This is a genomic window from Cupriavidus sp. PB-02, from assembly GCF_058252315.1.
Window position 1 is genome coordinate 184,003 of the sequence record NZ_CM177695.1, and the last position, 25,589, is coordinate 209,591.

The window sequence follows — 25,589 nt, forward strand, 5'->3', positions numbered from 1 at the left end:
CGTGGATCGCCGGATTGGCACGGAAAGGCCGAAAGGGTAGAGGAAATGCCGTGTTTGCGCCAGTGCCGGCCCGTTGCCAGGGTTGGCATGGCCGGCGGCGCGCCGCCGGAGCGCTAGCGGAAGCTGCGCTGCACCAGCACGAACACCGCGGCCACCACGCACGCCGCGGCAAAGCCGTGCAGCATGTCCATGCCGGCGAGCAGCGTGGCCTGCCGGTCGATTTCGAGCGAGAGCTTCGCCAGCCCGGACGCGGACAGCGCGTCAGGGGTTTGCAGCACCGGGTTGAAGCGGGTGACGTGCTCTACCAGGTGCGTGCGGTGCTGCGCCAGCCCGTCCTGCATGAACACGCTGGCCAGGCCCGTGCCCATCGCCGAGGCGATCTGCTTGCAGACGTTCTTGAACTGGTAGGCGTGCGAGAAGTCCTCGACCGGCACCTCCAGGTAGGTCATCGATGCCACCTGTACCATCAGCAGCACCGGCGTCAGCCCTTCGAGCAGCACCACCGGCACCAGGGCATAGTCCGGCGCGCCCGGCATCAGCTGGTGAGAGAACAGCATCGCCGCGCAGGCGTAGACGATAAAGCCGATCGCGATCACGCGCCGCTTGCGAAACACCAGCGCCATGCCCAGCGTGATGATGATGGCGCCGATGGTGGCCACCGTGCCGCTGGTGGCCAGCAGCATGCAGGTAGTGCGGAAGGTCAGCCCGAGACCGGTCTGGGTCAGCGACGGCAGCAGGAAGGCCCACGCCGACGACATCAGGTAATACAGCGTGTAGAAGCCCAGCCCGTACAGGTACTGGCGTCCGGCCAGCCGCGAGAAGTCGATCCACGGATCCGGGTGGCGGTACAGCCGCCAGCCCGCGAAGGCGAACAGCGCCAGGCCGCACAGCGCCGCCAGCGGCATTTCCGGGGAGCTGAAAAAGCGCGTGTAGCGCATCTCCTGCAGCGTGTGCAGGAACACCAGCGCGCCCAGCGCCGCGGCGATCGCGGCCGGCCAGTCCAGCGTCGATACCGGCGGATGCGGGTCGCGCGGCGCGCGCGTGGGATAGGTCAGCGCCACCGACAGCAGCACCGGCAACGCAATGCCGGCCTGGAACAGGAACACCGCGCGCCAGCCGATATCGTCCAGGAAGATGCTGGTCAGCCACGGCGTGATCGCCAGCATCGAGAACGCGCCGCCGCCGAAGCGCAGCATCAGCGGCGCGCGCTCGGCGGGGGTCGACACCAGTTGCACCAGGATGCGCGAAGCCGCGAACAAGCCGCCCGCGCCGAGCCCCTGCACCGCCTTGCCGCCGATCAGCCCGGCGGGGCTGGCGAACTCGGCACAGATCAGCGAGCCGAGGATAAACACCACCAGCGAGCCCATGATGAAGCGCTTGTAGGTGGTGCGGCGCGCGACCTGGTCGAGCACCATGTTCATCAGCACCGCGGTGGCCGCGTAGGCGGAGATCGCGTACAGGTAGTCTTCCGGCGCGGCACCGACGCCGCCCTGGATGTGCTGGCTGGCCACGCCCATCATCAGCGTGGAGGAGAAGTCGATGCCGGTCACCAGCCCGAGCGTCAGGCCGAACAATGAAAGTCGCCAGTGACCCATTTCCGGGTGACTGGCGAGTTGCATGCGGGGGCGTGGGGGCGTGGTGGCCGGATTGGGGGCTAAGGCGTCCGGACCGGCTGGGACAGGCGTTTGTTGCATCGGTCAAGCATAATGGCGCCTGCTGTCGGGAACTACAGGTTGTCAGGGAAACATTGTCCGGTGAACGAAACAATCCAATGGAATGATTGGGAGGCGTTCTGCTGTGTGGTCGAGCAGGGAACGTTCACGGCCGCGGCGGAGCAGCTGGACTGCCCCAAGTCGCGGGTCTCGGCCGCGGTGGCGCGGCTGGAAACCGCCATCGGCGCCAAGCTGCTGGAGCGCACCACGCGCCGCATGCGCCTGACCGATGCAGGCAAGGCGGTCTACCGCGACGTCGCCCCGCTGTTCGCACGGCTGCGCGAAATCCGCCAGGAAACGCTGGCGCGCGAGGAACGCGTGCAGGGCGTGCTGCGCATCGCCACGCCTTATGAATTTGGCGCGCAGCAGCTCGGCGGCGTGATCTGCCGCACGCTGGCGGCGCACCCGGCGCTCGACGTCGCCGTGGAAATCACGCAGGGCCTGGTCGATCCGATCCGCGACGGGTTTGACGTGGCGTTCGTCATCGTCGATGCCGACCTGCCGGATTCCGGCACCGTGGCGCGGCGCATCTATCACGTCGAGCGCGGCCTGTTCGCTGCGCCGGCGCTGGCGGCCAGCCTGCCGGCACAGCTGCGCCCGGAAGACCTGGCCAACATGCCCACGCTGACCACGCCCGGCGACACCGTATGGGAATTCACCCGCGACGGCCAGACCGTTTCCGTGCCGATCCGTCCGCGCATGCAGACCTACAACGCCGAGCTGCGCCTGCAGGGCGCGCTGGCCGGGCTGGGCATCGCCCGGCTGTCGGTGAACTACTGCGAGGCCGAGATCGCGCAAGGGCGCCTGGTGCGCGTGCTGCCTGACTACCCGTTGCCGCCGCTGCGCGTGTTCGCGCTGCTGCCGGACCGGCGCCTGCAGCCGCGCAAGGTGCGGGCCTTCATGGAAGCGATCGAATCGATGATGGTGTCCGAGCTGGAGCCGGACGTCGGGACGGAAGCCGCCGAGACCGGGCTTGCCGAGGGAGAGGGAGCGCTGGAGGGAGAGGCCCGCCCGGTGGGTTGAGCGCGCCGGTCGGGCCGCCACGGCCGGGGCCGTGGCCAAGGGAAGCGGTGAGGCTGGCCGCGGCGCTCAGGCGCCGTCGGTAAATGCGTCGCGGCGGTCCGTGGTGCTGGCGCCGTCGGTGAACGGGTCGAACTTGCCCATCTTGGCGCCGTCCGTGAACGGATCCGCCTTGCCGACGCGGGCGCCGTCCAGGAACGGATCGGCCTTGCCGACGTGGCCGATGCTGCCGTCCAGGCGGGCGATATCGGAAACGGGTTCAGAGGCGTGGGCCGTGGCCGCGGCGAACGAGAGGCCGGCGGCGCACAGCAGGGAGAGCAGCAGGGTGGGGCGTTGTGCGAGGGTCTTCATGGTGGAGTGGTCCTTCTTGGCAGGGTTCGTGGCTGCAGCGCCACGTTGCCTGTAATGTAGGACTTCACACTGGGCAGAAAAAGAGCCTATTGTCGACAGACTGTCCAGCCGCGCGGACAATCGCTTGCCGCCAATCTGCCCGCCCCCTCAGAAATGCATGTTGAACACGCTGGCGCCCAGCCGCGCGATCACCATCAGCAGGATCTGCGCGATCACGAACAGCACCAGCGGCGACACATCGAAGCCGCCCAGGCGCGGCACCACGCGCTGGATCGGGCGCAGGACCGGCGCGGTCAGGTGGTCGATGGCCGGGGTGACTGGCGAATGCGGGTTGACCCACGACAGGATCGCCATCAGCAGCGTCACCCACATCACCAGGCTGATGGCCCATTTCAATACGTAAAGCAGCGAGGTGAGCAGCACCGCCGGCAGGAAGGCGAGCAGGTCCGCGCCGCTGATCATGGCGACCAGCAGCAGGAACACCACCGCGGTCAGCCAGGCGGCGACCACCGTGGCCCAGTCAATGCCACCCACGCCCGGGATGACCCGTCGCAGCGGACGGACCAGCCAGTCGGTGATCTGGAACACGCCCTGAGAGACCGGGTTGCGCGTGGGCAGGCGCGTGAGCTGCATCCAGACGCGAAGCAACAGCGCCATGCCGAACAGGGTAAAGACGGTATCCAGCAGGAAGAGGGCGATTTCCGAGAACATCGGTGCGTTATCCGGTGACGGGTGAAGGTGTCTGCAACCGCACAGATTCTGCCATAGCCCGACGGCGGCACGGCGCAACAGCGTGGCGGCGGCGTGGCCTGCCGGACATCTTTGCACCAGCAGCGCGGTGCGCGGACTCTATAATTGCGTGCGCCCGTGTTGCGGGATCGGCCGGCAGTCGGGCGGTTCCGCGCGTTGTACCGGCGCGTTCTGGTTGATTCGCGCTTCTTCGCAACCCCGCTTTCTCGCCATCCATGCCCAGCAAGTCCGCCCCGTCACGGAACAACACCCCGCTTAACAAGGCCGACTTCGAGGCGCTGTCCGACTTCCGCTACCAGTTGCGGCGCTTCCTGCGATTCTCCGAAGACGCCGCACGCGAGGAAGGCGTGACCGTGCAGCAATACCTGTTGCTGCTGCATATCCGCGGCAGCGCGGACAAGGACTGGGCCTCGATCGGCGAACTGGCGGAGCGCCTGCAGGCCAAGCAGCACGGGGTGGTCGCGCTGGTCAACCGCTGCGAGGCGGCCGGGCTGGTCAAGCGCCGCCTCAACCCCGAAGACCGGCGCGTGGTGCAGGTCCACCTGCTGGCCAAGGGCGAACGCTGCCTGAACCGGCTGGCGATGCTGCACCGTACCGAGCTCGAATCGCTGCGCGGCACCTTCCGCGTGGCGCGCATCACGCAGTTCAACGACGACGGCGCCGAGCGCGGCTGAGCGATTTTCGGGCAGGCGTCGCCAGCGGTTACAGGTGGTTACCAATCACAAGCTCCGGTGACACCCACTGCCCGCCGGCGGCCCTAGACTCGCGCGCATTCCCACAAACACGCGCAGCGCGCAGGAGTCCAGACATGTCCATCCCCCTTCGTTCGGTTGTGCTTGCGGTGCTTGGCGCCGGTGCGCTGGCCGGGTGTGCCACGCCGTATGGCTATGACTCCGGTTATGGCGCGGGGTATGGAGGCAGCGGTGGCTACAACACTGGCTACAACGGCGGCTATAACACGGGCTACAACACCGGCTACGGCACCACGGTCAGCGGCTATCCGGCGCAACAGGGCTACCCGCAGGGTTATCCGCAACAAGGCTATCCACAGCAGGGCTATCCGCAACAACAGGGCTACCCGCAACAACAGGGCTACCCGCAGCAGGGCTACCCCCAGCAGTCGTACCCCGCTGACGGCAGCTATGGCGACCAATACGGCAACGAGGCCTACGGCGTGCGCTACGGCTGGGTCGAAGCGATTGAAGTGGTGCCCGGCCAGCCGCCCTCGACCAGCGGCGCGGGCGCCGTGGTCGGCGGCATCGTCGGCGGGCTGCTCGGCCACCAGGTCGGCGGCGGCCGCGGCAATACCGTCGCCACCATCGGCGGCGCCGTTGCCGGCGCGGTGGCCGGCAACGAGGTGGAGAAGCGCACCGGTTCCAGCGCCCCGGCCTACCGCGTGCGCGTGCGCACCAGCGACAACGCCTACCTCACGCTGACGCAGTCCAACGCCTACCAGATGCGCATCGGCGACCGCGTCAAGGTCGAGAACGGCGTCGCGGTGCCGTACTGAGGCGAGTCCGCAAGGGGCGTCTGTGGCAGACGCCCCGAGGGTTACGCATCAGCACCGAACAACTGCGCATAGTCCTCGCGCAGCTGCCGCTTGAGCAGCTTGCCGGCCGTATTGCGCGGCAGGTCCGCGACGAACACGATGCGCTTGGGCACCTTGAACGGCGCCAGCGCCTCGCGCGCATGCGCGATCAGCTCCTCCTCGCTGGCCTCGTGGCCGCGCTTGCGCACCACGCAGGCGGTCACTGCCTCGACCCACTTCGGATGAGGCAGCGCGAACACCGCCGCCTCGGCCACCGCGCCGTGGGTGTACAGGCATTCTTCCACCTCGCGGCTCGACACCAGCACGCCGCCTGAATTGATCACGTCCTTGATCCGGTCCACCACGTACAGGTAGCCCTCGGCATCCATGTAGCCGAGGTCGCCCGAGTGGAACCAGCCCCCTGCAAAGGCTTCGGCGGTCTGCTCCGGCTTGTTCCAGTACTCAGTCAGCAGTTGCGCCGAGCGGTGCACGATCTCGCCCAGCTCGCCGGACGGCACATCCCGCATGGTCTCGTCGACGATGCGGGTCTCGACGTTGAGCACCGGGCGGCCGGCGGACGCGGGGCGCGCCGCATGCTCGTCGGGCCCGAGCACCGTGGCCAGCGGCCCGATCTCGCTTTGCCCGTAGCAGTTGTAGAAGCGCAGCGCGGGCAGCTTCTGCTGCAACTCCAGCAGCACCGGCACCGGCATGATCGATGCGCCGTAGTAGGCCTTGACCAGCGAGCCAAGCCTGGCCGGATCGAAGTCCGCATGGCGCAGCAGCGCGATCCACACCGTCGGCGGGGCAAAGAAACTGGTGATGCCTTCGCCGTGGATGGTGCGCAGGCAATAGCCGGCTTCCGGGCTGTCGGCGATCAGCGTGGTGCCGCCGCACAGCAGCAGCGGCATCAGGAACACATGCATCTGCGCCGAGTGGTACAGCGGCAGCGCGGCCAGCGAATAGTCCGACTCGCGGATATCGCAGGCGGCAATGGTGCTGCCGTATTCGGCGAGCAGCGCGCGGTGCGTCAGCACGGCGCCCTTGGGCGCGGAGGTGGTGCCCGAGGTGTACAGGATCTGCGCGGGCGTGGCGTCGGTGAGCGCATCGGAAACCGGTGCCGCGGGTCCGTCGGCCGCGGTGGCCAGGATATCGCGCGCATTGCCGCCATGCAGCGTGCCGCTGACCTTGCACGGCAGCCCATCCACGCGCTCGGCCAGCGCCGGATCGGCAAAGATCGCGCTGGCGCCCGACTGCGTCACGATGTACTCGGCCTCGGCGCGCGTCATCGAGAAATTGACCGGCACATGGATCAGCCCGCTGCGCAGGCAGGCCAGCCACAGCAGCACATAGGCGTCGGAGTTCTTGCCGAAGGCAGCGACGCGATCGCCCGGCCGCAGCCCCCATTGCGCCAGCGCGCCGGCCACGCGGGCCGCGCCATCGTCGAGCTGCCGGTAGGTCCAGGCCCGTTCGCCGAAGCGGATCGCGGTCTTGTCCGGGCTGCGCCGCACGGCGCGGGCGATGGCGTCGGGGATGGTGTTGCGCAGGGCGCGCTGCTGCTCTGACTGCATGGTGGTCTCCGTCGTTATGGTTTGGGGTCCAGCAGGTCTTGAAGCTCAGCGGCGAGCATAAGGGCTGCCGCCCGGCCGTGGCAAGGCGGCGGCGGGGGGCGCGCTGCGCGCGCCGCTACCTACAGCGATTGCGCCAGGAACGCCAGCGCGCGCCCGTGTGCCAGCGCGGCACTGGGCTGGTGGTAGGAAGCGCGCGCCCAGCAATTGAAGCCGTGGTCGGCGTTGGGGTAGACGTGGATCTCGGTGCCGGGTTTGCCCGCCGTCGCCTCGCGCACGCCCTGCACGGCCCCGGGCGGGATATGCGTGTCGAGCGCGCCGTAGTGGAACTGCACCGGCACGCGGATGTTCACGGCTTCCTCCAGCTGGTTCTGGATGCCGCCGCCGTAGTACGGCACGGCCGCGTCGACCAGGCCGCGCGCCGCGCTCAGGTACGCCAGCAGGCCGCCAAAGCAGTAGCCCACCGCGGCGACCTTGCCGGCGCCGGTGCGCTGGCGCAGCGCCTGCGCGGTGGCGGCGATATCCTCCAGCGCGGCTGGCACGTCCACCGCCTTGCGCAGCGTCATCGCACGCGCCATGTCGTCGCCGTCATAGCCCAGTTCCACGCGCGGCGCCTGGCGCCAGAACACGTCGGGTGCCAGCACCACATAGCCGTCGGCGGCGTACTGGTCGGCCACGGCGCGGATATGCTCGTTCACGCCGAAGATCTCCTGCAGCAGCACGATGGCGGGCGCACCGGGACGCACGCCGGCGGGCGGCAGGCTCAGATAGGCGTCGAAGCTGCCCGCGGCGCTGTCGACGCGGATCCATTGGCTGTCGGGAATGGCTGTCATGGGGAGGCTCTCCGGAATGGCTCTTAACAGGTAGGCAGGATGCGCGGCGCTGGCCGCACGCCAGCCGCAAGTGTGCCACCGGGCGCCGCTTCGTGCAGGCGCTGGCCCCTCAGTACGCGTCAGTACGCCTTTGACTGCCGATAGCGCGTGTTCCAGTTGTCGGTGTAGGCCTTGACCACTGCCGCGTCGCCGCGGATCAGCATGCCATTCTCGGCGTTGCGCTCCTGTGCCGACTTGGTGAAGTTGAACGACCCGGTAAAGACCGCCTGGTCGTCGAACACCATCACCTTGTTGTGCGCGATCGCGGGCTTGCTGTCGATCACCACCGGCACGCCAGCGTGCTTCAGGTAGGTGGCGCTGGTATAGCGTTCCGATTGCTGGCTCTTGTCCAGGATCACGCGCACGTCCACGCCGCGCTTGTGCGCCTGCGCCACTGCTTCGGCGATCGGCGCGCTGGTGAAGGAGTAGGCCTGGATCAGCAACTGCCGGCGCGTGCTGCGGATGGCGTTGATCAGCAGCGCCTGGCAGCTCGCGCCATCGGGCACGAAGCACAGCGTATAGCCGCTGCCCTGGGCAAAGGCTTTGCTCGGCACCGGCTTCGCGTCCGGCGGCTGTGCGGGATTGCCGTTGCGCGCCGGGAAGTGTTTGGTAACGGCTTCGTTGAAGGTATCGCTGATACTGCCGGCGATGGTCTCGGTGACCTGGTCGAACGTGGAAGTCGAACGGGCGTGCGCTTGCGCGATCAGGTGGCTGAACGGGCTGAGCGAGTTGAAGTATGAACGCAGCGAGCCGAACGAGCCGAAAGAAGTAAAGGCGGATACGGCTGCGGCAAGGCCCAGGCCCAGCACGGCCCGGCGAATGAATCTGACAGTCACGGCGGATCTTTGCTTCAGTGGATGACAGCGTGCGCGCGCCGCGCGCCGCATGCGGTCAGGACGGGTCCGCAGCGTAGCAGCCGCATACGCCACTGGCAAAGGGGGATTGTGTAACAGGATCTGTGCGCGCTGCGTGGCGTGGCGCGGGCCTTGGGGCTATCCGCGCGCGGCGCCTATGATGGATGGAACCCCCGCGGGTGCGCCCGCCAAGGAGAGGGACATGACCAACCATACCTACAAGCTGGTCGAGATCGTCGGCTCTTCGCCCGATGGTTGCGACCAGGCCATCCAGAGCGCCATTACCAAGGCTGGCGAAACCATCAAGAACATCGACTGGTTCGAAGTGGTGGAAACGCGCGGCCATATCCAGAATGGCAAGATCGCGCATTACCAGGTCACGCTGAAAGTGGGTTTCCGCGTGACCTGATCGCGGCGCAGCGCATACCGCGCCGCCCGTCGTTACACCGCCGCACCACCGCGCGGCGCGCACCCGGATTGCGCCGCGCGCGGGGTTTCGTCGCCTCAGGGCAGGCGGATCTCCTTCACGTCGAAGTGCGACTCGCCGATCAGCTCCTTGTCGTACTCCCCGACGAGCTCCACCGTGGTCTGCGCGTCCACGGGCTTCTGTGCGGGCCACAGCTTAGACTTGATATTCACCTTCATCTGGCCGGTGCCGTCCGAGAACAGGTAGCGCTCGTCGCCGACGCTGCTGACGATCTTGCCGCGCAGCACGGCGTTCTGGTCGTCCTTGCCGTCGGCCTGCAGGGCCTTGACGGTCATCACGGGGATGGCCGAGGGGCCGGTGTACTGGGCGCTGGCGCCGGCGGCGGCGAGGCCAAATGCAAGGGTCAGGGCGGTGGCGGTCAGGATGTGTTTCATGTGCGTTCTCCGTTGAGGTTGGGATCACGGGGGCGATGGCATGCATGATGCGCCGGCACGCCTGAACCGTTGCTGAACGGGCTCGCGGGGCGCGACGCTTTATGATGCTGCCTTCGCGCCTTCACTGATCGGGTCCCAGATTGCGTTTCCTCCACACCGCCGACTGGCATCTCGGCCGCCTCTTCCATGCCCGCAGCCTGCTGGAAGACCAGGCCCATCTCCTCGACCAGTTTGTCGAACTGGTCCGCACCGAACGCCCCGACGCCGTGCTGGTCGCCGGCGACGTCTATGACCGCGCCGTGCCGCCGCCCGAGGCGGTGGCGCTGCTCGACGACGTGCTGGGCCGCATCGTCGTCGATGCCGGCGTGCCGGTGGTAATGATCGCCGGCAACCACGACAGCGCCCAGCGGCTCGAATTCGGCGCGCGCCTGATGCGTGCGCAGGGCCTGCACGTGGCCGGCCGCACGCTGGCCGAGGCCGCCTGCGTGACGCTGCACGATGCCCATGGCGAAGTGCGCCTCTACGCGTTGCCTTATGCGGAGCCAGCCGTGGTGCGCGATGCGATGGGCACCGAACTGCCTTCGCATGAAGCCGCGCTGCGCGCGCAGCTGGATGCCATCCGCGCCGTGCACCCGCCCGGCGTGCGCGCCGTGGTGGTGGGCCATGCCTTCGTGGTGGGCGGCGCGGCCAGCGAATCCGAACGGCCGCTGTCGGTCGGCGGCAGCGGCGCCGTGGCCGCCGACCTGTTCGCCGGCTTCGACCTGGTGGCGCTGGGCCACCTGCACCGGCCGCAGACGCTGGGCGGCGGGCGCGTCCACTATGCGGGCTCGCTGCTGAAATACTCGCTGTCCGAGTGCGCGCATGACAAATCCGTGTCGCGCATCGAACTGGGCGCGGACGGCGCGGTGACCATCACGCCCGTGCCGCTGCAGCCGCTGCGCGATGTGCGCGTGGTCGAAGGCGAACTGGCCGCGCTGCTGGACGCGGGCACTACCGATCCGCAACGCGACGACTACATCCACGCGCGGCTGACCGATACCGGCGCGCTGCTGGACCCGATGGCGAAGCTGCGCCAGGTCTATCCCAACGCGCTGGCCATCGAGCGTACGGTGCTGGCGCGCAGCGGCACGGCCTCGGAGGCCGGGCGCAAGCTGCGGCAGCTCGGCACCGGCGAACTGTTCGCCAGCTTCTTCCGCGAGGTGGCCAATGCCGAGCTGGAGCCGGGCCAGCGCGAGGTGCTGGACCAGGTGCTGGCGGGCATGGCCGCCGCGGAACGGGAGTCGGCATGAGACCGCTGCATCTGACCCTGCAGGCCTTCGGGCCTTTTGCCGCGACCGAGCAGGTTGACTTCACGCGGCTGGGCGACCAGGCCTTCTTCCTGATCCACGGTCCCACCGGCGCCGGCAAGACCACGCTGCTCGACGCGATTTGCTTTGCGCTGTACGGCGATACCTCCGGCGGCGAACGCAGCGCGCAGGCGATGCGCAGCGCCAATGCGGCGCCAGGATTGCGGACCGAGGTCACGCTGGAGTTCAGCCTCGGCGCGCAGCGCTGGCGCGTGGTCCGTTCGCCCGCGCAGGAGCGGCCCAAGCAGCGCGGCGAAGGCTGGGTGACCGAGGCCGCCAAGGCGCAGCTGGACCTGCATGACGGCAATGGCTGGGTCAGCAAGGCCAGCCAGCCGGGCAAGGTCAGCGACGCGATCCGCGATCTTCTGGGCTTCGACAGCGCGCAGTTCCGCCAGGTGATCGTGCTGCCGCAAGGGCGTTTCCGTGAACTGCTGACGGCCAGTTCGCAGGCACGGCAGGCGATCCTGGAGCGCTTGTTCCGCACCGAGCTGTATCGCCGCGTAGAAGAGTTGCTGAAGGCGCAAGCCGCCGAGATCCGCCGCGATGCCGAACGCATCGGCATCCAGCGCGAGGAAGCACTGCGACAGGCCGGCGTGGAGTCCGCGCAGGCGCTGACCGATGGCATCGCCGCGCTGCAGGCGGAACTGCTGGCGCTGCACGGGCAGGAGCAGGGCGCGCGCACTGTGCTGGCCACCGCGCAGACGACGCTGGGTGCCGCCGAGCAGGTGGCGGCGCGCCTGCAGGAGCGCCAGCAGGCGCAGGCCGCGCATGCGGCGCTGCTGGCACGCCAGCCGTCGATCGAAGACGAGCGCGCACGCCTGCATGCCGCCCAACGTGCCGCGCGCGTCAGGCCGGCGCTGCAGCAATGGCAGACGGCGCAGCGTGACCAGACGGCGGCCGGCGCGGCGCTGGCACAGGCCGGCGAACAGGCGGCCCGTACCGCGCAACAGGCGGAACAGGTCGCAGCCGCGTTGCAGGCGGAAACGGCGCGTGCCGGCGAGCGCCAGGCCGCGCAGCGGCGCGTCTCGCAACTGGAAGCCATGTTGCCGCGCGCGCAGCAGCTCGGCGCCTTGCGGGCCGCATTGCAGGCCGCCGAAGGCAAACAGGCCGCCACGGCTACCGCGCGGGAACGGGCTACGGCACAGCTTGCCGCACGCCAGGCCGACGCCGTCGCCGCCGAGTCCGCGCTCGCCCAGGCGCAGCTTGCCGGCGCGCAGGCGCAGGCGACGCAGCTTCAGTTGGCCGCGCTGCAGGAACGGGCGCGGCAGTTCAGCCGCCACGCGCAGGCCGCCGGGGTGCTGACCGCCGCGATGAACCAGGCGGCCGATACCGAAGCGGCGGCGCAGCAGGCGCTGCGCGCCCGCGACCGCAGCCGCGGCACGCTCGCGGAAGCGGAATCCCTCTGGCGCGCCGGACAGGCCGCGCGCCTCGCCGCTAGCCTGGCGTCGGGCGATGCCTGTCCGGTATGCGGCAGCACTGCGCATCCGACGCCGGCGCTGCATGTGGCCGCGCCGCTATCGGACGAAGCGCTGGAACAGACCCGCCAGGCCGCGCTGGAAGCCGAGTCCCGGGCGGTGCGCTGCGCCGGCCAGCATCAGGCCGCGCAGGCAGCCATCGCGCAGGCGCGCGAGCGGCTGGACGACATCGCGCAGGCATTGGGCGATGTGTCGGACGAGGCCGCGCGCCACCTGAAGTCGGAGATCGCCGCCCTGGAAGGCGCGCTGGCCGAAGGCAAACAGGCCGCGGCAAGCGTGGCGCAACGCGAAGCCGCCATCGTTGCCACCCGCAGCGCACGCGATGCCGCGGAAGCCGCCAGCCGTGATGCCGCCACGGCAGCCGAAGCCGCCGCACAGGCGCTGGCCCGCTGCCAGGGCGAATGGCAGGCCGCCAGCGCGCAAGTCCCGGAAGATTCGCGCGACCCGGCGGCGCTCGTTGAGGCCTTGCGCCAGGCCCAGGCCATGCTCGCCACGCTGGAACGCGCGCTGGCCGCCGCGCAGGCGGCCGAGCGCCAGGCCGCCGCCGATGCCGCGGGTGCGCAGGCAGCGCTGGCGTCGGCCCGTCAGGTGCAGTCGCAGGCCGCGACCCGGCTCGCCGATGCCGACAGCGTGCTGGCGCAAGCGCTGGCACAGGAAGCCTTTGCCGACGTGCAGGCGCATGCCGCCAACAGCCTGCCCGACGATGCGATGCAGGCGATTGACGCCACGCTGCGCACCTTCGACGCCCAGCTTGCCGCCGCCGCGGACCGGCGCGAGCGCGCCGAGGCCGCGGCGCAATCGCTCGATGCGCCGGACCTCGATGGCCTGCGTGAGGCGAGGGAGGCGGCAGCCGCGGCAGTGGAAGCACTGGTCCGCCAGCAAGCCGAGCGCGGCCGTTCGCGCGACGCCTTGCAGCAATGCCACCAGCGCCTGCAGCAGCTAGACGCGCAGGGCCGCGACATCGAGGCCCGCTATGCGGTCCTGGGCCGGCTGGCCGAAGTCGCCAACGGCAACAACCCGCGCCGCATGACGTTCCAGCGCTTCGTGCTGGCGACGCTGCTCGACGAGGTGCTCGAAGCCGCGTCGGCGCGGCTGCTGGCGATGAGCCGCGGCCGCTATGTGCTGCAGCGCGTGCGCGAACTGGGCGACCAGCGCAGCGCGGGCGGGCTCGATATCGAAGTGTTCGACTACGACACCGGCGCACCGCGCCCGGCCAACACGTTGTCGGGCGGCGAAGGTTTCCTGGCTTCGCTGTCGCTGGCGCTGGGGTTGGCCGACGTGGTGCAGTCGCGCGCGGGCGGCATCCAGCTCGATACGTTGTTTGTGGATGAGGGTTTCGGCACGCTCGATCCCGAGAGCCTGGACTTTGCGATCCGCACGTTGCTGGACTTGCAGCAGGCGGGGCGGCTGGTGGGGATCATTTCTCACGTTACCGAACTGCGGGAACGCATTGACGTGCGGCTGGAAGTGAGGCCGGGTGTGGGTGGGAGCCGGACGGTGTTGACGGGCGCAACTGCCGCAGCGTTATAAAGCTGACGCTCGCAGAAAACGCTATACGCTCGGTTTGCTCCCCTCTCCCGCTTGCGGGAGAGCGGCCGGGGGAGAGGGCAGGCGCTCTTCCCCGCGACAACGCCCATCACACCACAAACACCTGCCGGCAACGAATCGCCATCACCTGCGCTTCAAGCGCTCGCGCCGCGGCGCGAGCCAGCCGCGCACGGCGCGACAAAGACGGCATCAATTTGCGTGTGTCCTGCGCAGCGATCGCGCTCTGTTGATCCTTCTGCTGACCCAGTCCCCACGCCTGCTCCGTGACATGCAGGATGCGCGCAAGCGCGGCATGATGCGTGGATTGAATCGGGACGTTGGCGGTTGCCATGGCGGGCTCCTCGTCCTTGTCTTGTGCTCTCGACTTGTTTCCAGCTTTGCGGCACCGCGCTCAGCCGGGTGGTCCGGTGGCTGCTTTGCGATGCTGCCTTTGCTCTGATTCAACGATAGCCCGCGCCGCCCTCAGCCCATATCGAGTGCGAGCCGATTGTCCTGTCGGCCCTGTCCTACACGGGGCGCCTGCATCACCCTGCGCGTTTATCGCCCACCGCGTTATCTTCGCCCTCAGCCCTCGCTTGACCCTCTCCATCGCGCAGGTGTAACCTGTTCATTCTGCGAATTCAAGTTCGAATTACGAACATCTCGCGAGTATCGAGCGAGCGGCGCGCACAAGTCGCAACAACACCACGCAGTCTGCTGGACCGCTCAACGGGCGGCAAACGCGGCACAAGAGCCGCGGGGCCGAGACGAACATCCTTTCCGGCAGGACTACCGGAGACAGTCCTTCATGCGCCGCGCCTTGCGGCCCGCTCCGGTGGCCTGGCGGATCTTCCGACCTGGAACGCAAGTGATCAACAAGCTATACGACACGGTGGAAGCGGCAGTAGCCGGCATCCACGACGGCGCCACCATCCTGATCGGCGGCTTCGGTCTCGCAGGCATGCCCGCGGAACTGATCGACGCGCTGATCGAGCAAGGCGCGCGCGACCTGACCATCGTCAACAACAATGCCGGCAACGGCGACACCGGGCTGGCGGCGCTGCTCAAGGCCAAGCGCGTACGCAAGATCGTGTGCTCGTTCCCGCGCCAGTCGGATTCGTACGTGTTCGACTCGCTCTACCATGCAGGCGAGATCGAGCTGGAACTGGTGCCGCAGGGCAACCTGGCCGAGCGCATCCGCGCAGCCGGCGCGGGCATCGGCGGCTTCTTCACCCGCACCGCCTATGGCACGCCGCTGGCAGAAGGCAAGGAAACGCGCATCATCGACGGCCAGGGCTACGTGTTCGAGACCCCGATCCATGCTGACTTCGCGCTGATCAAGGCCGACACCGCCGACCGCTGGGGCAACCTCACCTATCGCAAGACCGCGCGCAACTTCGGCCCGATCATGGCGATGGCCGCCAAATGCGCCATCGTGCAGGTCAGCCGCGTGGTCGAGCTGGGCGAGATGGACCCCGAACACATCGTGACGCCGGGCCTTTTCGTCAAGCGCGTCGTCAAGGTCGCGTGAGTGCGACAGGCAACAGGAGAACCAACATGCAACGCCTGACCCGCGATCAGATGGCCGCCCGCGTGGCCAAAGACATTCCCGAAGGTGCCGTGGTCAATCTCGGCATCGGCCTGCCGACGCTCGTCGGCAACCACCTGCCCGCAGACAAGGAAATCCTGCTGCACAGCGAGAACGGCCTGCTCGGCATGGGCCCCGCGCCCGCACCGGGCGAGGAAGACGGCGACCTGATCAACGCCGGCAAGCAGCCGGTGACGATCAAGGCGGGCGGCTCCTACTTTCACCACGCCGATTCGTTCGCGATGATGCGTGGCGGCCACCTCGACTTCTGCGTGCTGGGCGCGTTCCAGGTGTCGGAGAAGGGCGACCTCGCCAACTGGCATACCGGCGCACCCGGCGCGATCCCCGCCGTGGGCGGCGCGATGGACCTGGCGATCGGCGCCAAGCAGGTGTTCGTGATGATGGAGCACCACACCAAGCAGGGCGAGAGCAAGGTCGTGCCGCAGTGCACCTATCCGCTCACCGGCATCGGCTGCGTGACCCGCATCTATACGGATCTTGCTACGATCGACGTGACCGCCGACGGGCTGGTCGCACGCGACCTTGTCGAAGGGCTGAGCTTTGAAGAGCTGCAGCGCCTGACCGGCGTTCCGCTGAAGCAGGCCGCATAAGTACGCATTAGTGCCCGCACCGATACACACACCAAGACGAGAGAGACACACCATGACCGAAGCCTTTATCTGCGACGCCATCCGCACCCCCATCGGCCGCTACGGCGGCAGCCTGTCCGCGGTGCGCCCGGACGATCTCGGCGCGGTGCCGCTGAAGGCGCTGATGGCCCGCAACCCGAACCTGGACTGGTCGGCCATTGAAGACGTGATCTATGGCAACGCCAACCAGGCCGGCGAAGACAACCGCAACGTGGCGCGCATGTCGCTGCTGCTGGCCGGCCTGCCGCAAAGCGTGCCGGGCGCCACCATCAACCGCCTGTGCGGTTCGGGCATGGACGCCACCGGCACCGCCGCGCGCGCCATCAAGTCGGGCGAGGCGCAGCTGATGATCGCCGGCGGCGTGGAAAGCATGAGCCGCGCTCCGTTCGTGATGGGCAAGGCCACCAGCGCCTTCTCGCGCGATGCGCAGATCTTCGACACCACCATCGGCTGGCGCTTTATCAACCCGGCCATGCGTGCTGCCTACGGCGTGGACTCGATGCCCGAGACCGCCGAGAACGTCGCCACCGACTACAAGATCAGCCGCGAAGATCAGGACCTGATGGCGCTGCGCAGCCAGGAAAAGGCGTCGCGCGCGCAGGCCGACGGCACCCTGGCCCAGGAAATCACCCCGGTCACCATCGCCCAGAAGAAGGGCGACCCGATCGTGGTCGAGCGCGACGAGCACCCGCGCGCCACCAGCATGGAAGCGCTGGCCAAGCTGCGCGGCGTGGTCCGTGCTGACGGCACCGTGACCGCTGGCAATGCCTCGGGCGTGAACGACGGCGCCTGCGCGCTGCTGCTGGCCAGTGAAGCCGGCATCAAGCAACACGGCCTGACCCCGCGCGCACGCATCGTCGGCATGGCAACCGCCGGCGTGGCGCCGCGCGTGATGGGCATCGGCCCGGCACCGGCGTCGCAAAAGCTGCTCAAGCAGCTCGGCATGAGCATGGACCAGATCGACGTGATCGAACTGAACGAAGCGTTCGCCGCGCAAGGCCTGGCGGTGCTGCGTGAACTGGGCGTGGCCGACGACGACAAGCGCGTCAACCCGAACGGCGGCGCGATCGCGCTGGGCCACCCGCTGGGCATGAGCGGCGCGCGCCTGGTCACGACTGCGATGTACCAGCTGCACCGCACCGGCGGCCGCTTTGCGCTGTGCACGATGTGCATCGGCGTGGGCCAGGGTATCGCGATGGTGATCGAGCGCGTCTGAAGGTAGCAGGTTGCATTGCCGAGGGTTTGCTCCCTCTCCCGCTAGCGGGAGAGGGAGCCGGTTAGCGGTAGTTGTCAGGGTGACACCCTGATTCAAGAATCCGTACGACCATCGTTTTTTCGCATTTGCATGTCCCGGCCGCGCGCTGCGTTGCCGGTAGTGGAGTGAAAGATGTCCCTTCCCGTAGCCACGCTCGTGACCGGCGCAAGTTCCGGTATCGGCCGCGCCATCTGTGAAATGCTGCTGGCCGATGGCGTGACCCAGGTGGTCAATGTCGACTATGCCGAACCGGCCTGGTCGCACCCGAACATGACCTTCTTCCAGGCCGACCTGACCGACGCCGACGCGACCCGCGCCGTGGCGGAACAGGTGACCTCGCGCTTTGCGGTCACGCGCCTGGTGAACAATGCCGGCGCCACCCGGCCCGGCACCGCCGCCACCGCCACCGTCGCCGACCTGGACTACGTGACCGGCCTGCACCTGCAGGCCCCGCTGCTGCTCACGCAAGCCTGCCTGCCCGCGATGCGCGCCGCCGGCTTCGGCCGCATCGTCAACATGGCCTCGCGCGCCGCGCTGGGCAAGCCCGAACGCGTGGTGTACTCGGCCACCAAGGCCGGCCTGATCGGCATGACCCGCACGCTCGCGATGGAACTGGGCGGCGACGGCGTGACCGTCAACGCCGTCGCCCCGGGCCCGATCGCCACCGAACTGTTCCGCAAGAGCAACCCGGAAGGCGCCGAACAGACCAAACGCATCCTCGCCAGCATCACCGTCAAGCGCATGGGCACCCCGGAAGACGTCGCGCGCGCCGCGCTGTTCTTCCTGTCACCCGACAACGGCTTTGTCACCGGCCAGGTGCTGTACGTTTGCGGCGGCACCACGCTGGGTGTTGCGCCGGTGTAAGCGCGCCAGATCCGGGTATTCAAGCATTGAACAAGAAGAGACGTTAACCAAACGTCACGCAGCATGGCGGCCCGTGGCCGGGTCGCCCACCGGATGCGCGCGTGTGCGCAGCATCCGTTCGGGAACGGCAATCACGCCTTTTCAGCACAACGTCCCGCGCGGCCCCCAATCGCCGCCGGACAGCCATACACCGGAGTAATACCGATGAGACTCGATTCCCAGACCTCCACCACCCGCCGCCGCCTGCTCGCCGCAGGCGTGGTGCTGGCCACCACCATCATCGGCTTTGCCGGCGCTGCCCACGCACAGGGCGGCTACCCGACCAAGCCGATCACCATGATCGTGCCGTTCTCGGCCGGTGGCACCACCGACATCCTGGCCCGCATCGTCGGCCTGCAGCTGGGCAAGGCGCTCGGCCAGCCGGTCGTGATCGACAACCGTCCGGGCGCGGGCGGCAATATCGGCGCCTCGCTGGCAGCCAAGGCGCCTGGCGACGGCTACACGCTGTTCATGGGCACCATCGGCACGCACGCGATCAACCAGTCGCTGTACTCCAAGCTGCCGTACGACCCGGTCAAGGACTTCGCGCCGATCACCCGCGTGGCGATGGTGCCGAACCTGGTGGTCGTGAACCCCAAGGTGCCGGTCAACAACGTCAAGGAACTGATCGCCTACGTCAAGGCCAACCCGGACAAGCTGTCGTACGGCTCGTCGGGCAGCGGCTCGTCGATGCACCTGTCGGGCGAGCTGTTCAACTCGATGACCGGCCTGCATATCCAGCACATCCCGTACAAGGGCAGCGCGCCTGCCGTGAATGACCTGCTGGGCAACCAGATCGGCCTGATGTTCGACAACATGCCGTCGTCGTACCCGCACGTGAAGGCGGGCAAGCTGCGCGCCATCGCCGTGACCTCGGCCAAGCGCTCGCCGGCGCTGCCGAACGTGCCGACCGTGGCCGAGTCCGGCGTGACCGGCTATGAAGCCACCTCGTGGTTCGCGCTGTACGCCACCGCCGGCACGCCGCAACCGATCATCGACCGCCTCAACGCCGAAGTGGTGAAGATCCTCGCCATGCCGGAAGTGAAGAAGCAGATGGCCGACCAGGGTGCCGAGCCCAACCCCGAAAAGCCGGCGCAGCTGGCTGCGTTCATGAAGTCGGAAACGGCCAAGTGGTCGAAGGTGGTGAAGGCTTCGGGCGCTACGGTGGACTGAGTTTCATCCGACGCATGCCCGGCGGCGCGTCGCAGCGGTGCGATGTACCGCGTGTGGAAGCCCTCTTGCCTCGCGGCACGGGGGCTTTTTTCTTTTTTGCTCCGATGAACGTGCGAGGTTTCCTGAGCTGCGCAACCGCGAGTTCATGCGCGCGCTGGCGAGAGCCTGGAACCTCGCCGAATTTTTCAGCAGGCTGCTGCACAATGGCGAGGGCTTCAGCTTTCATGAACGCCGCCGCCACTAGCGCGGCCGCAGCGTCGCGCCCGGCCAGCGGCCGTCGCGCACGAGCGTGGCGGCCACGTCGGCCAGCACCACGCGCGCGGCCAGCGCCGCGGGCGACAGTTCATCGTCCGACAGGCTTACCAGCAGGTTCGGCCGGGTCGCGTCGGGATCGGTGAGCAGCACGCTGCGGTAGGGCGCGCCCTGGCTGCGCGCCAGCGCGGCGCCGGGCTGGATGGTGGCGCCCAGGCCGCCCTGCACCGCGTCCATCAGGATTGCCAGGCCGTCGATCTCCGCGACCACGCGGGGCTCGCGCCCGGCGTGCTGGAAGCACGCCGACACCAGCGCGCGCAGCCCGTGCGAGCCGCTCGGCAGGATCAGCGGCAGCTTGCCGAGTGCGGCTACCGAGGTGCGGTTGCCGCGCGGCATGCCGGCCAGCCCGCTGGCGCCGATCACGAACAGCCTTTCATCCAGCAGCGGCAGTACGGTCCGGCGCTGCGCCGATTCCTCGCTGAACAGCACCGCCAGGTCGATCTGGCGAGCGCCCAGCATGGTGCCGAGGTAGCCCGACAGGCTTTCGACCATGCGCAGGCGCACATCGGGATAGCGCTCGCGCATGGCCTGCATGAACGGCAGCGCCAGCACCGCTGCGGTGCTTGGCGGCAGGCCCACGCTGACGTGGCCGGACAGGCGCGCCTGGCGCGCGGCGAGTGCGGCGTCGTCGATATGGCGCAGCGCCAGCTGGGCCTGGCGCCAGAAGGCCAGCCCGGCGTCGGTGGCGACCACGCCGGTGGAGGTGCGCTGCAGCAGCCGCGTGGACAGCTCGCTCTCCAGCCGGCTGATCTGCTGGCTCAGCGCCGACGTGACCACGCCCAGCTCCAGCGCGGCCTTGCCCATGCTGCCGTGCTCGATGACGCTGACGAAGTAGCGCAGTTGCCTCAGTTCCATCTCTTGTCTCCGCTGTTGCCGCCTGGCCTGAATTGCCCGCATCGTAGCGGAAATCCGCCAGACGGTTCACAGATCCTGAAGACCCGTTAACGGATGCCGACTGGCGGGCTTGCCATGCGCTACGTAGAGTCGCGGCCACAACAAGCGGGCAGGCGCCCGCTGTCCCGGAACTACGCGACTTATCCTCACAGGAGACTGCATGAAGCCCGTATCGCGCATCGTTGGCGCGCTTGCCGCCTGCATTACCGGCGCCGCCATGCTGGCCACCGGCACCGCCATCGCCGCCGACAACTGGCCCACCAAACCGATCACGCTGGTGGTGCCGTTCGCCAGCGGCGGTACCACCGATATCCTCGCCCGCACCATCGGCCAGAAGCTCGGCGAGGCGCTGCATCAGCCGGTGGTAGTCGACAACCGCCCCGGCGCCGGCGGCACCATCGGCGCGGCCAACGTGGCGCGCGCGCAGGCCGACGGCTACACCTTCCTGCTGGCCACCGTGGCGCACACCATGGCGCCGGCCATCTACAAGAGCCTGCCGTACGAGTTCACGCGCGACCTCGATCCCGTCGGCCTGGTCGCGCTGACCCCCAACGTGCTGCTGGTCAACCCCGCCATCCCGGTAAAGTCGGTGCCCGAACTGATCGCCTATATCAAGGCGCATCCGGGCAAGGTCAACTACGGCTCGGCCGGCATCGGCAGCACCGAGCACCTGTCGGGCGAGCTGTTCCGCGCCATGACCGGCACCGATATCTCCCACGTGCCGTACAAGGGCGGCGCGCCGATGATGACTGACCTGATCGCCGGCCAGATCCAGATGGCGATCGAGACCAGCCCGTCGGCGGCACCGCACGTACGCAGCGGCAAGGTCAAGGCGCTGGCCGTGACCACGGCGAAGCGCTCGGGCGCCTATCCCGGCGTGCCGACGCTGGCCGAGAGCGGCATCAAGGGCTACGAGGTCACCACCTGGTTCGCGCTGATGGCACCGCGCGGCACGCCTGCCGCGGTCGAGCAGCGCGTGGCGGCGGAGTTGGGCAAGCTGCTGAAGGCGCCCGATGTGCAGAAGCGGTTCGACGAGCAGGGCGTGACCGCCGGCGACCTGACGCCGGCGCAGCTTGCCGCCTTTATCCGCGCCGAAACAGACAAGTGGGGCAAGGTGGCGCGGGATTCGGGGGCGAAGGCGGAATAACGGCCGCGCTCACGGGAAGCGGCGCTGGCATTACACCAGATCATTGTGAAACGCGCCTGCGCCCTCTGATCGGCCGCCATAACGTCACCTGAACACCCCTTGCCGGCCGGGGTCCAATGGATGTCGTCAGCCTGAATACGGAGGAACCATCATGCATGACCTTGCCTTCGTTCACGCTGACGCGGCCCACGTCGAGTGGCAGGTCGCGCTGGCCGACTGCCAGCGCCAGCTGGACACGCAGGATTTCCTGCGCCAGGCGAAGTCGGACAGCCCGCCGCCGCTGACGCTCGGCTGGTGCTACCTGAGCGACTACTACGCGCTGGCCGCCGAGGCGATCCTTGCCGCGCTGCAGCAGAACTGGCCCGGCGTGTCCTGGGTAGGCACGGTCGGCCTGGGAGTATCCGCCAGCGGCGTCGAGTACTTCGACGAGCCGGCCATGGTGCTGATGGCGGCGCCGTTCCCGCGCGACAGCTTCCAGCTGTTTTCGGGGCGCCAGCCCTTGCCGGCCCCGTCTTCCGGCTTCGTTCCCCATACCGCGCTGGTGCATGCCGAGGGCAGTACGCCGGATGTCCAGGACCTGCTGCACGAGCTGAGCGCGCGAACGGCCACCGGCTACCTCTTCGGCGGCTTGTCCTCGGCCCGCAACCGTACCCTGCACATTGCCGATGGCGTCTTCTCCGGCGGGCTGTCGGGCGTGCTGTTCGGCCCCGAAATCGGGCTGGTCTCCCGCGTCACGCAGGGCTGCCAGCCGATCGGGCCGGTGCGCGCCGTGACCCGCAGCGATCACAACCTCCTGTTCGCGCTGGATGGCAAGCCGGCCCTGGATTGCATCCTGCAGGACCTGGGCGTCGAACGCGACGCCCCGCTGGAGACCATGGCGGAGGCACTTTCGGGAACGCTCGCCGGCCTGAACTCAGCCACCGACGATGCCCCGGTCCTGCCCGGCAGGTTCGGCTCGGATACGCTGGTGCGCCACCTGATCGGCCTGGACGTACAGCATCGCGTGCTGGCGCTGGCCGACATGGTCGAGCCCGGCATGCGGCTGGCATTCTGCACGCGCAATGCCACTGCGGCGCGCGCGGACCTGGTGCGCGTCGCCACCGAGATCCGCACCGAGATCGAGGACGGCGGCCACGGCCGCGCACGGGGCGCGCTCTACATCAGCTGCTCAGGCAGGGGCGGGCCGCATTTCGGCGCGCCGCATGCCGAACTGCAGACCGTGCGCCGCGCGCTGGGCGACCTGCCGCTGGCCGGTTTCTTTGCCGGCGGCGAGATCGCAAGGGATCACCTCTACGGCTACACGGGGGTGCTGACTGTTTTCACCAGCCAATGAATCAGCCAATGACAGCATCGATGTTGCGCATCTGGCGCGCAAACCAGATGCGCAACAGGCTGTTCGACAGGACCATTGGCAGCGAATACGCCAGGATGCGATACACCTTGCCGCGCTGCAGCCTGGACGCCTTTGCCGGGTCCAGCCAGTCGTCGTTGCGCACCAGCAGCAGCAGGGTCTCCATGCCGATCAGGACGGGCCACAGGCAAGCCAGCCGCAGCCGGATAAAGCGCGGGGGAATGGCAAGCGTGTAGGCCATGGCCTCGCGAAAGTGGTCCAGCGTCTTGCGCACGAGTTCGAGCATCATGGCCCGCGCGCGCGTCGAGGCGTCCGGGAGCAGCAGCTCCTGCGGACTCAGGCCATGCCGATGCAGCATCGTGGCCGGCAGGTAGCAGCGGCCGATCCGCAGGTCCTTGCCGCAGTCGCGCAGGACATTGGTCATCTGCAGTGCCTTGCCGAAGCGAACGCCGCGGCGCAGCATGGTGCCGGGCTCGCCGCCGATCGCGCCGGGCATGTGGGAGGCAGTCATGCTGGTCCAGAATTCGCCCACGCAGCCGGCGACCAGGTAGGTGTAACGGTCAAGCTCTTCCGGTTCGCGCAGCGCGACGAGGCGGCCCGCGCATTCATCGGGGAACGTGCGCAGGTCGAATTCCATGCCTTCGGTCAGGGTCGACACGATCTGCCGTACCGCCTCCCGGTCGTCCGGGGCCAGCTGCGCCAGCACCGCCAGCGCGGGACCTAGCGACTCGAGCAGGATGCGCTCATCCGACTGTTGTTGCTGGCCAGCGACCTCCCCTGCGATGCGCCGGACCAGCTCGCCGCCGTCTGTCGCGCCGTTGACCTGGTCGCGCAACGACAGGAGCAACGCCAGCCGCCTTTCCGGCGGGATCAGCGAGGTATCGGCAATCGTGTCCGCGGCACGCGCCAGCAGATAGGCCAGGCCGACCGGATCGCGCATCCGGGCGGGCAGCACGCGCAGCGTGAGGTAGAACGAACGCGAGACGCCTTTGAGCAGCGGACCGAGGAGGAACGCCCGGCTGGGGTCGCGCATGGATGGTGTCCTGTTCCCTGAGAGGTTTGCGAAAGTGCCAGTGCCCGGTTGGCCGTCAGGCCGGGCCCGGGCATTGTACCGTCGACGAAAGGAGCAGATTGGCAGCCCTGGTCAGGGCGAGGCTTGGCAGAGATATCTCTCGAACCACTGCGCCGCAAGGCGGGCAACTGACTCCAGTGCGCCGGGCTCCTCGAACAAATGGGAGGCGCCGGGCACGATCACCAGTTTCTTCGTGCAGGTCAGCTGGGCAAAGGCCGACTCATTGCGTTCCAGGACGCTCGCATCCAGCCCGCCGATGATCAGCATGGTGGGCACAAGCAGTTTCGCAAGGGCGTCCGGACCCGCCAGGTCGACCCGGCCCCCGCGCGAAACGATGGCGTGTATCGGGATTGGCGACTGGTACGCGGCACGGATCGACGCGGCGCCACCAACGCTGGCGCCGAAGTAGCCAAACCGCCGTGGCATGGCTTGCTGCTGCGCCACCCAGTTTGTCGCGTGTGCGAGCCGTGCAGCGAGGAGCTCGACGTCGAAGCGGATGGCCTGCACCTGGTCTTCCTCCGGCAGGAGCAGGTCCATCAGCAGCGTTCCCATGCCGCAGCGATTAAGTTCGGCGGCCACGTAGCGATTGCGCGGACTATGCCGGGAACTCCCCGTGCCGTGCGCAAACAATACCAATGCGCTGGCGCCCGGGGGCAAGGTGAGGATGCCTTGCAGGTCCACGCCGCCGGCGCGGATCACAACCTCGATGGCATCTGAATGGCTCCGCATGGCGCTTCCCTCCGAGAGATGGGCGCTTTGCCGTTCATCGCGTTGCAATTGGCCCCACCCAAGTCCACTATAGGGCGGACGTAGCGGCGCGGCCAGCCGCAGTCTGCCGGTCTGCTGATGCGCGGAATCGACAACAATCCCGATGGATCAGGAGGGACTATGAAGACTTTGTTTCTCGTCCGGCATGCCAAGTCAAGTAAAGATGATCCCTCCTTGCCCGACCGTGAGCGCCCCCTGAATGACCGGGGCCGGCACGACGCCCCGGAAATGGGCAAGCGCCTGGCCGAGCGCAAGCTGAAGCCCGACCTGCTCCTGTCGAGTCCGGCCCTGCGTGCGTTGACGACAGCGCAACTGATCGCCGACGAGCTCGGCTATGCACGCAAGGACATCGCGCTCGATGACCGGCTGTATGCCACCAGCGCGGAGGCGCTGCTGGCCGTCGTTCGTGCGCTCGACAAGAAGCTCGATTGCGTGATGCTGTTCGGTCACAACCCCGAGTTCACTGACTTCGCGCATCGCTTGTCGGACGAAATCACCGACATGCCTACCTGCGCCGTCGCCAAATTCGGTTTCGACACGAAGGCGTGGGAGGATGTCGGGGACATCACCCCATCGAAAGTCTCGGTGGATTCGCCCAAGCAGTAATCCGGTGCC

26 protein-coding genes are annotated in these 25,589 nt (G+C 68.3%); 14 read left to right on the top strand and 12 right to left on the bottom strand.

Features of this window, described 5'->3' with window-relative positions:
- Window positions 1-113: 113 nt before the first annotated feature.
- Complete coding sequence (locus AC10V3_RS21515; protein ID WP_490924003.1) at window positions 114-1,694, bottom strand: MFS transporter; 1,581 nt, start codon at window positions 1,692-1,694, stop codon at window positions 114-116.
- Window positions 1,695-1,754: 60 nt separating this feature from the next.
- On the opposite strand from AC10V3_RS21515, the gene AC10V3_RS21520 reads away from it, so the two are divergent.
- The gene (locus tag AC10V3_RS21520; protein WP_490924004.1) at window positions 1,755-2,735 is read left to right on the top strand and encodes a LysR family transcriptional regulator; all 981 of its coding nucleotides are present in this window, start codon (window positions 1,755-1,757) and stop codon (window positions 2,733-2,735) included.
- Between the two features lie 66 nt (window positions 2,736-2,801).
- On the opposite strand, the gene AC10V3_RS21525 is transcribed toward AC10V3_RS21520, so the two are convergent.
- Together AC10V3_RS21525 and AC10V3_RS21530 are read right to left on the bottom strand one after the other, a co-directional pair.
- Window positions 2,802-3,083: a hypothetical protein gene (locus AC10V3_RS21525; RefSeq protein WP_490924005.1), complete on the bottom strand. Its 282-nt coding sequence runs from the start codon at window positions 3,081-3,083 to the stop codon at window positions 2,802-2,804.
- 147 nt (window positions 3,084-3,230) lie between these two features.
- The gene (locus AC10V3_RS21530; RefSeq protein WP_022537405.1) at window positions 3,231-3,794 is read right to left on the bottom strand and encodes a YggT family protein; all 564 of its coding nucleotides are present in this window, start codon (window positions 3,792-3,794) and stop codon (window positions 3,231-3,233) included.
- A gap of 254 nt (window positions 3,795-4,048) precedes the next feature.
- Between AC10V3_RS21530 and AC10V3_RS21535 the strand changes: the two genes are divergently transcribed.
- Together AC10V3_RS21535 and AC10V3_RS21540 are read left to right on the top strand one after the other, a co-directional pair.
- Window positions 4,049-4,507: a MarR family winged helix-turn-helix transcriptional regulator gene (locus tag AC10V3_RS21535; RefSeq protein WP_022537406.1), complete on the top strand. Its 459-nt coding sequence runs from the start codon at window positions 4,049-4,051 to the stop codon at window positions 4,505-4,507.
- A 134-nt stretch (window positions 4,508-4,641) separates the two neighbouring features.
- Window positions 4,642-5,343, top strand: coding sequence for a glycine zipper 2TM domain-containing protein (locus AC10V3_RS21540; RefSeq protein ID WP_490924006.1), 702 nt, complete (start codon window positions 4,642-4,644; stop codon window positions 5,341-5,343).
- Window positions 5,344-5,384: 41 nt separating this feature from the next.
- On the opposite strand, the gene AC10V3_RS21545 is transcribed toward AC10V3_RS21540, so the two are convergent.
- The 3 genes from AC10V3_RS21545 to AC10V3_RS21555 form a co-directional block, all read right to left on the bottom strand.
- Complete coding sequence (locus AC10V3_RS21545) at window positions 5,385-6,929, bottom strand: acyl-CoA synthetase (protein WP_022537408.1); 1,545 nt, start codon at window positions 6,927-6,929, stop codon at window positions 5,385-5,387.
- 119 nt (window positions 6,930-7,048) lie between these two features.
- Window positions 7,049-7,759, bottom strand: a complete 711-nt coding sequence (locus AC10V3_RS21550) for a dienelactone hydrolase family protein (protein ID WP_490924007.1) — start codon at window positions 7,757-7,759, stop codon at window positions 7,049-7,051.
- A 119-nt stretch (window positions 7,760-7,878) separates the two neighbouring features.
- Window positions 7,879-8,634 carry a phospholipase D family nuclease gene (locus tag AC10V3_RS21555; RefSeq protein ID WP_022537410.1) on the bottom strand — a complete coding sequence of 252 codons (756 nt, stop codon included), beginning with the start codon at window positions 8,632-8,634 and terminating at the stop codon, window positions 7,879-7,881.
- A 220-nt stretch (window positions 8,635-8,854) separates the two neighbouring features.
- Here AC10V3_RS21555 and AC10V3_RS21560 point away from each other — a divergent pair, with 220 nt between their 5' ends.
- Window positions 8,855-9,061 (top strand): dodecin, encoded by a 207-nt coding sequence (locus tag AC10V3_RS21560; RefSeq protein WP_022537411.1) that lies wholly within the window; start codon window positions 8,855-8,857, stop codon window positions 9,059-9,061.
- A 95-nt stretch (window positions 9,062-9,156) separates the two neighbouring features.
- On the opposite strand, the gene AC10V3_RS21565 is transcribed toward AC10V3_RS21560, so the two are convergent.
- Window positions 9,157-9,513 carry a YgiW/YdeI family stress tolerance OB fold protein gene (locus tag AC10V3_RS21565; RefSeq protein WP_022537412.1) on the bottom strand — a complete coding sequence of 119 codons (357 nt, stop codon included), beginning with the start codon at window positions 9,511-9,513 and terminating at the stop codon, window positions 9,157-9,159.
- Window positions 9,514-9,653: 140 nt separating this feature from the next.
- Here AC10V3_RS21565 and AC10V3_RS21570 point away from each other — a divergent pair, with 140 nt between their 5' ends.
- Together AC10V3_RS21570 and AC10V3_RS21575 are read left to right on the top strand one after the other, a co-directional pair.
- The gene (locus AC10V3_RS21570) at window positions 9,654-10,802 is read left to right on the top strand and encodes an exonuclease SbcCD subunit D (RefSeq protein ID WP_022537413.1); all 1,149 of its coding nucleotides are present in this window, start codon (window positions 9,654-9,656) and stop codon (window positions 10,800-10,802) included.
- Complete coding sequence (locus AC10V3_RS21575) at window positions 10,799-13,864, top strand: AAA family ATPase (RefSeq protein ID WP_022537414.1); 3,066 nt, start codon at window positions 10,799-10,801, stop codon at window positions 13,862-13,864. Before AC10V3_RS21570 ends, AC10V3_RS21575 begins: the two co-directional genes overlap by 4 nt.
- 106 nt (window positions 13,865-13,970) lie before the next feature.
- On the opposite strand, the gene AC10V3_RS21580 is transcribed toward AC10V3_RS21575, so the two are convergent.
- Entirely contained in the window at window positions 13,971-14,213 is a 243-nt protein-coding gene (locus AC10V3_RS21580; RefSeq protein ID WP_022537415.1) for a hypothetical protein, read from the bottom strand.
- A gap of 516 nt (window positions 14,214-14,729) precedes the next feature.
- Here AC10V3_RS21580 and AC10V3_RS21585 point away from each other — a divergent pair.
- From AC10V3_RS21585 to AC10V3_RS21605, 5 genes are all read left to right on the top strand, one after another.
- Complete coding sequence (locus AC10V3_RS21585; RefSeq protein ID WP_041681662.1) at window positions 14,730-15,392, top strand: 3-oxoacid CoA-transferase subunit A; 663 nt, start codon at window positions 14,730-14,732, stop codon at window positions 15,390-15,392.
- 26 nt (window positions 15,393-15,418) lie between these two features.
- Window positions 15,419-16,060, top strand: coding sequence for a 3-oxoacid CoA-transferase subunit B (locus AC10V3_RS21590; RefSeq protein ID WP_022537417.1), 642 nt, complete (start codon window positions 15,419-15,421; stop codon window positions 16,058-16,060).
- Window positions 16,061-16,112: 52 nt separating this feature from the next.
- Window positions 16,113-17,315, top strand: coding sequence for a 3-oxoadipyl-CoA thiolase (gene pcaF, locus AC10V3_RS21595; protein WP_490924008.1), 1,203 nt, complete (start codon window positions 16,113-16,115; stop codon window positions 17,313-17,315).
- 171 nt (window positions 17,316-17,486) lie between these two features.
- Window positions 17,487-18,218, top strand: a complete 732-nt coding sequence (locus AC10V3_RS21600) for an SDR family NAD(P)-dependent oxidoreductase (RefSeq protein ID WP_022537419.1) — start codon at window positions 17,487-17,489, stop codon at window positions 18,216-18,218.
- 204 nt (window positions 18,219-18,422) lie between these two features.
- Entirely contained in the window at window positions 18,423-19,430 is a 1,008-nt protein-coding gene (locus AC10V3_RS21605) for a Bug family tripartite tricarboxylate transporter substrate binding protein (protein WP_022537420.1), read from the top strand.
- Here the strand turns inward: AC10V3_RS21605 and AC10V3_RS21610 are convergent.
- Both AC10V3_RS21610 and AC10V3_RS21615 read right to left on the bottom strand, forming a co-directional pair.
- Window positions 19,417-19,656: a hypothetical protein gene (locus tag AC10V3_RS21610; protein ID WP_349608692.1), complete on the bottom strand. Its 240-nt coding sequence runs from the start codon at window positions 19,654-19,656 to the stop codon at window positions 19,417-19,419. The genes AC10V3_RS21605 and AC10V3_RS21610 overlap by 14 nt on opposite strands.
- A gap of 14 nt (window positions 19,657-19,670) precedes the next feature.
- On the bottom strand, window positions 19,671-20,597 hold the full coding sequence (locus AC10V3_RS21615) for a LysR family transcriptional regulator (RefSeq protein WP_022537422.1): 927 nt from the start codon (window positions 20,595-20,597) through the stop codon (window positions 19,671-19,673).
- 199 nt (window positions 20,598-20,796) lie between these two features.
- Here AC10V3_RS21615 and AC10V3_RS21620 point away from each other — a divergent pair, with 199 nt between their 5' ends.
- Complete coding sequence (locus AC10V3_RS21620; RefSeq protein WP_022537423.1) at window positions 20,797-21,783, top strand: Bug family tripartite tricarboxylate transporter substrate binding protein; 987 nt, start codon at window positions 20,797-20,799, stop codon at window positions 21,781-21,783.
- A gap of 151 nt (window positions 21,784-21,934) precedes the next feature.
- Window positions 21,935-23,116, top strand: a complete 1,182-nt coding sequence (locus tag AC10V3_RS21625) for an FIST signal transduction protein (RefSeq protein ID WP_022537424.1) — start codon at window positions 21,935-21,937, stop codon at window positions 23,114-23,116.
- Window position 23,117: 1 nt separating this feature from the next.
- Here the strand turns inward: AC10V3_RS21625 and AC10V3_RS21630 are convergent, their stop codons facing one another.
- Window positions 23,118-24,167, bottom strand: coding sequence for a phytoene/squalene synthase family protein (locus AC10V3_RS21630; protein WP_022537425.1), 1,050 nt, complete (start codon window positions 24,165-24,167; stop codon window positions 23,118-23,120).
- A gap of 111 nt (window positions 24,168-24,278) precedes the next feature.
- Complete coding sequence (locus AC10V3_RS21635; protein WP_022537426.1) at window positions 24,279-24,935, bottom strand: dienelactone hydrolase family protein; 657 nt, start codon at window positions 24,933-24,935, stop codon at window positions 24,279-24,281.
- Window positions 24,936-25,094: 159 nt separating this feature from the next.
- On the opposite strand from AC10V3_RS21635, the gene AC10V3_RS21640 reads away from it, so the two are divergent.
- A complete protein-coding gene (locus AC10V3_RS21640) occupies window positions 25,095-25,580 on the top strand; it encodes a SixA phosphatase family protein (protein WP_022537427.1) in 486 nt (161 codons plus the stop codon).
- Window positions 25,581-25,589 lie beyond the last annotated feature (9 nt).

Bases quoted from the DNA above. Each gene is read 5' to 3' on its own strand.
- AC10V3_RS21515 (WP_490924003.1), bottom strand. From the start codon at position 1,694: ATGCAACAAACGCCTGTCCCAGCCGGTCCGGACGCCTTAGCCCCCAAT.
- AC10V3_RS21525 (WP_490924005.1), bottom strand. From the start codon at position 3,083: ATGAAGACCCTCGCACAACGCCCCACCCTGCTGCTCTCCCTGCTGTGC.
- AC10V3_RS21530 (WP_022537405.1), bottom strand. From the start codon at position 3,794: ATGTTCTCGGAAATCGCCCTCTTCCTGCTGGATACCGTCTTTACCCTG.
- AC10V3_RS21535 (WP_022537406.1), top strand. From the start codon at position 4,049: ATGCCCAGCAAGTCCGCCCCGTCACGGAACAACACCCCGCTTAACAAG.
- AC10V3_RS21540 (WP_490924006.1), top strand. From the start codon at position 4,642: ATGTCCATCCCCCTTCGTTCGGTTGTGCTTGCGGTGCTTGGCGCCGGT.
- AC10V3_RS21545 (WP_022537408.1), bottom strand. From the start codon at position 6,929: ATGCAGTCAGAGCAGCAGCGCGCCCTGCGCAACACCATCCCCGACGCC.
- AC10V3_RS21550 (WP_490924007.1), bottom strand. From the start codon at position 7,759: ATGACAGCCATTCCCGACAGCCAATGGATCCGCGTCGACAGCGCCGCG.
- AC10V3_RS21560 (WP_022537411.1), top strand. From the start codon at position 8,855: ATGACCAACCATACCTACAAGCTGGTCGAGATCGTCGGCTCTTCGCCC.
- AC10V3_RS21565 (WP_022537412.1), bottom strand. From the start codon at position 9,513: ATGAAACACATCCTGACCGCCACCGCCCTGACCCTTGCATTTGGCCTC.
- AC10V3_RS21575 (WP_022537414.1), top strand. From the start codon at position 10,799: ATGAGACCGCTGCATCTGACCCTGCAGGCCTTCGGGCCTTTTGCCGCG.
- AC10V3_RS21580 (WP_022537415.1), bottom strand. From the start codon at position 14,213: ATGGCAACCGCCAACGTCCCGATTCAATCCACGCATCATGCCGCGCTT.
- AC10V3_RS21590 (WP_022537417.1), top strand. From the start codon at position 15,419: ATGCAACGCCTGACCCGCGATCAGATGGCCGCCCGCGTGGCCAAAGAC.
- pcaF (WP_490924008.1), top strand. From the start codon at position 16,113: ATGACCGAAGCCTTTATCTGCGACGCCATCCGCACCCCCATCGGCCGC.
- AC10V3_RS21600 (WP_022537419.1), top strand. From the start codon at position 17,487: ATGTCCCTTCCCGTAGCCACGCTCGTGACCGGCGCAAGTTCCGGTATC.
- AC10V3_RS21605 (WP_022537420.1), top strand. From the start codon at position 18,423: ATGAGACTCGATTCCCAGACCTCCACCACCCGCCGCCGCCTGCTCGCC.
- AC10V3_RS21610 (WP_349608692.1), bottom strand. From the start codon at position 19,656: ATGAAAGCTGAAGCCCTCGCCATTGTGCAGCAGCCTGCTGAAAAATTC.
- AC10V3_RS21615 (WP_022537422.1), bottom strand. From the start codon at position 20,597: ATGGAACTGAGGCAACTGCGCTACTTCGTCAGCGTCATCGAGCACGGC.
- AC10V3_RS21620 (WP_022537423.1), top strand. From the start codon at position 20,797: ATGAAGCCCGTATCGCGCATCGTTGGCGCGCTTGCCGCCTGCATTACC.
- AC10V3_RS21625 (WP_022537424.1), top strand. From the start codon at position 21,935: ATGCATGACCTTGCCTTCGTTCACGCTGACGCGGCCCACGTCGAGTGG.
- AC10V3_RS21630 (WP_022537425.1), bottom strand. From the start codon at position 24,167: ATGCGCGACCCCAGCCGGGCGTTCCTCCTCGGTCCGCTGCTCAAAGGC.
- AC10V3_RS21635 (WP_022537426.1), bottom strand. From the start codon at position 24,935: ATGCGGAGCCATTCAGATGCCATCGAGGTTGTGATCCGCGCCGGCGGC.
- AC10V3_RS21640 (WP_022537427.1), top strand. From the start codon at position 25,095: ATGAAGACTTTGTTTCTCGTCCGGCATGCCAAGTCAAGTAAAGATGAT.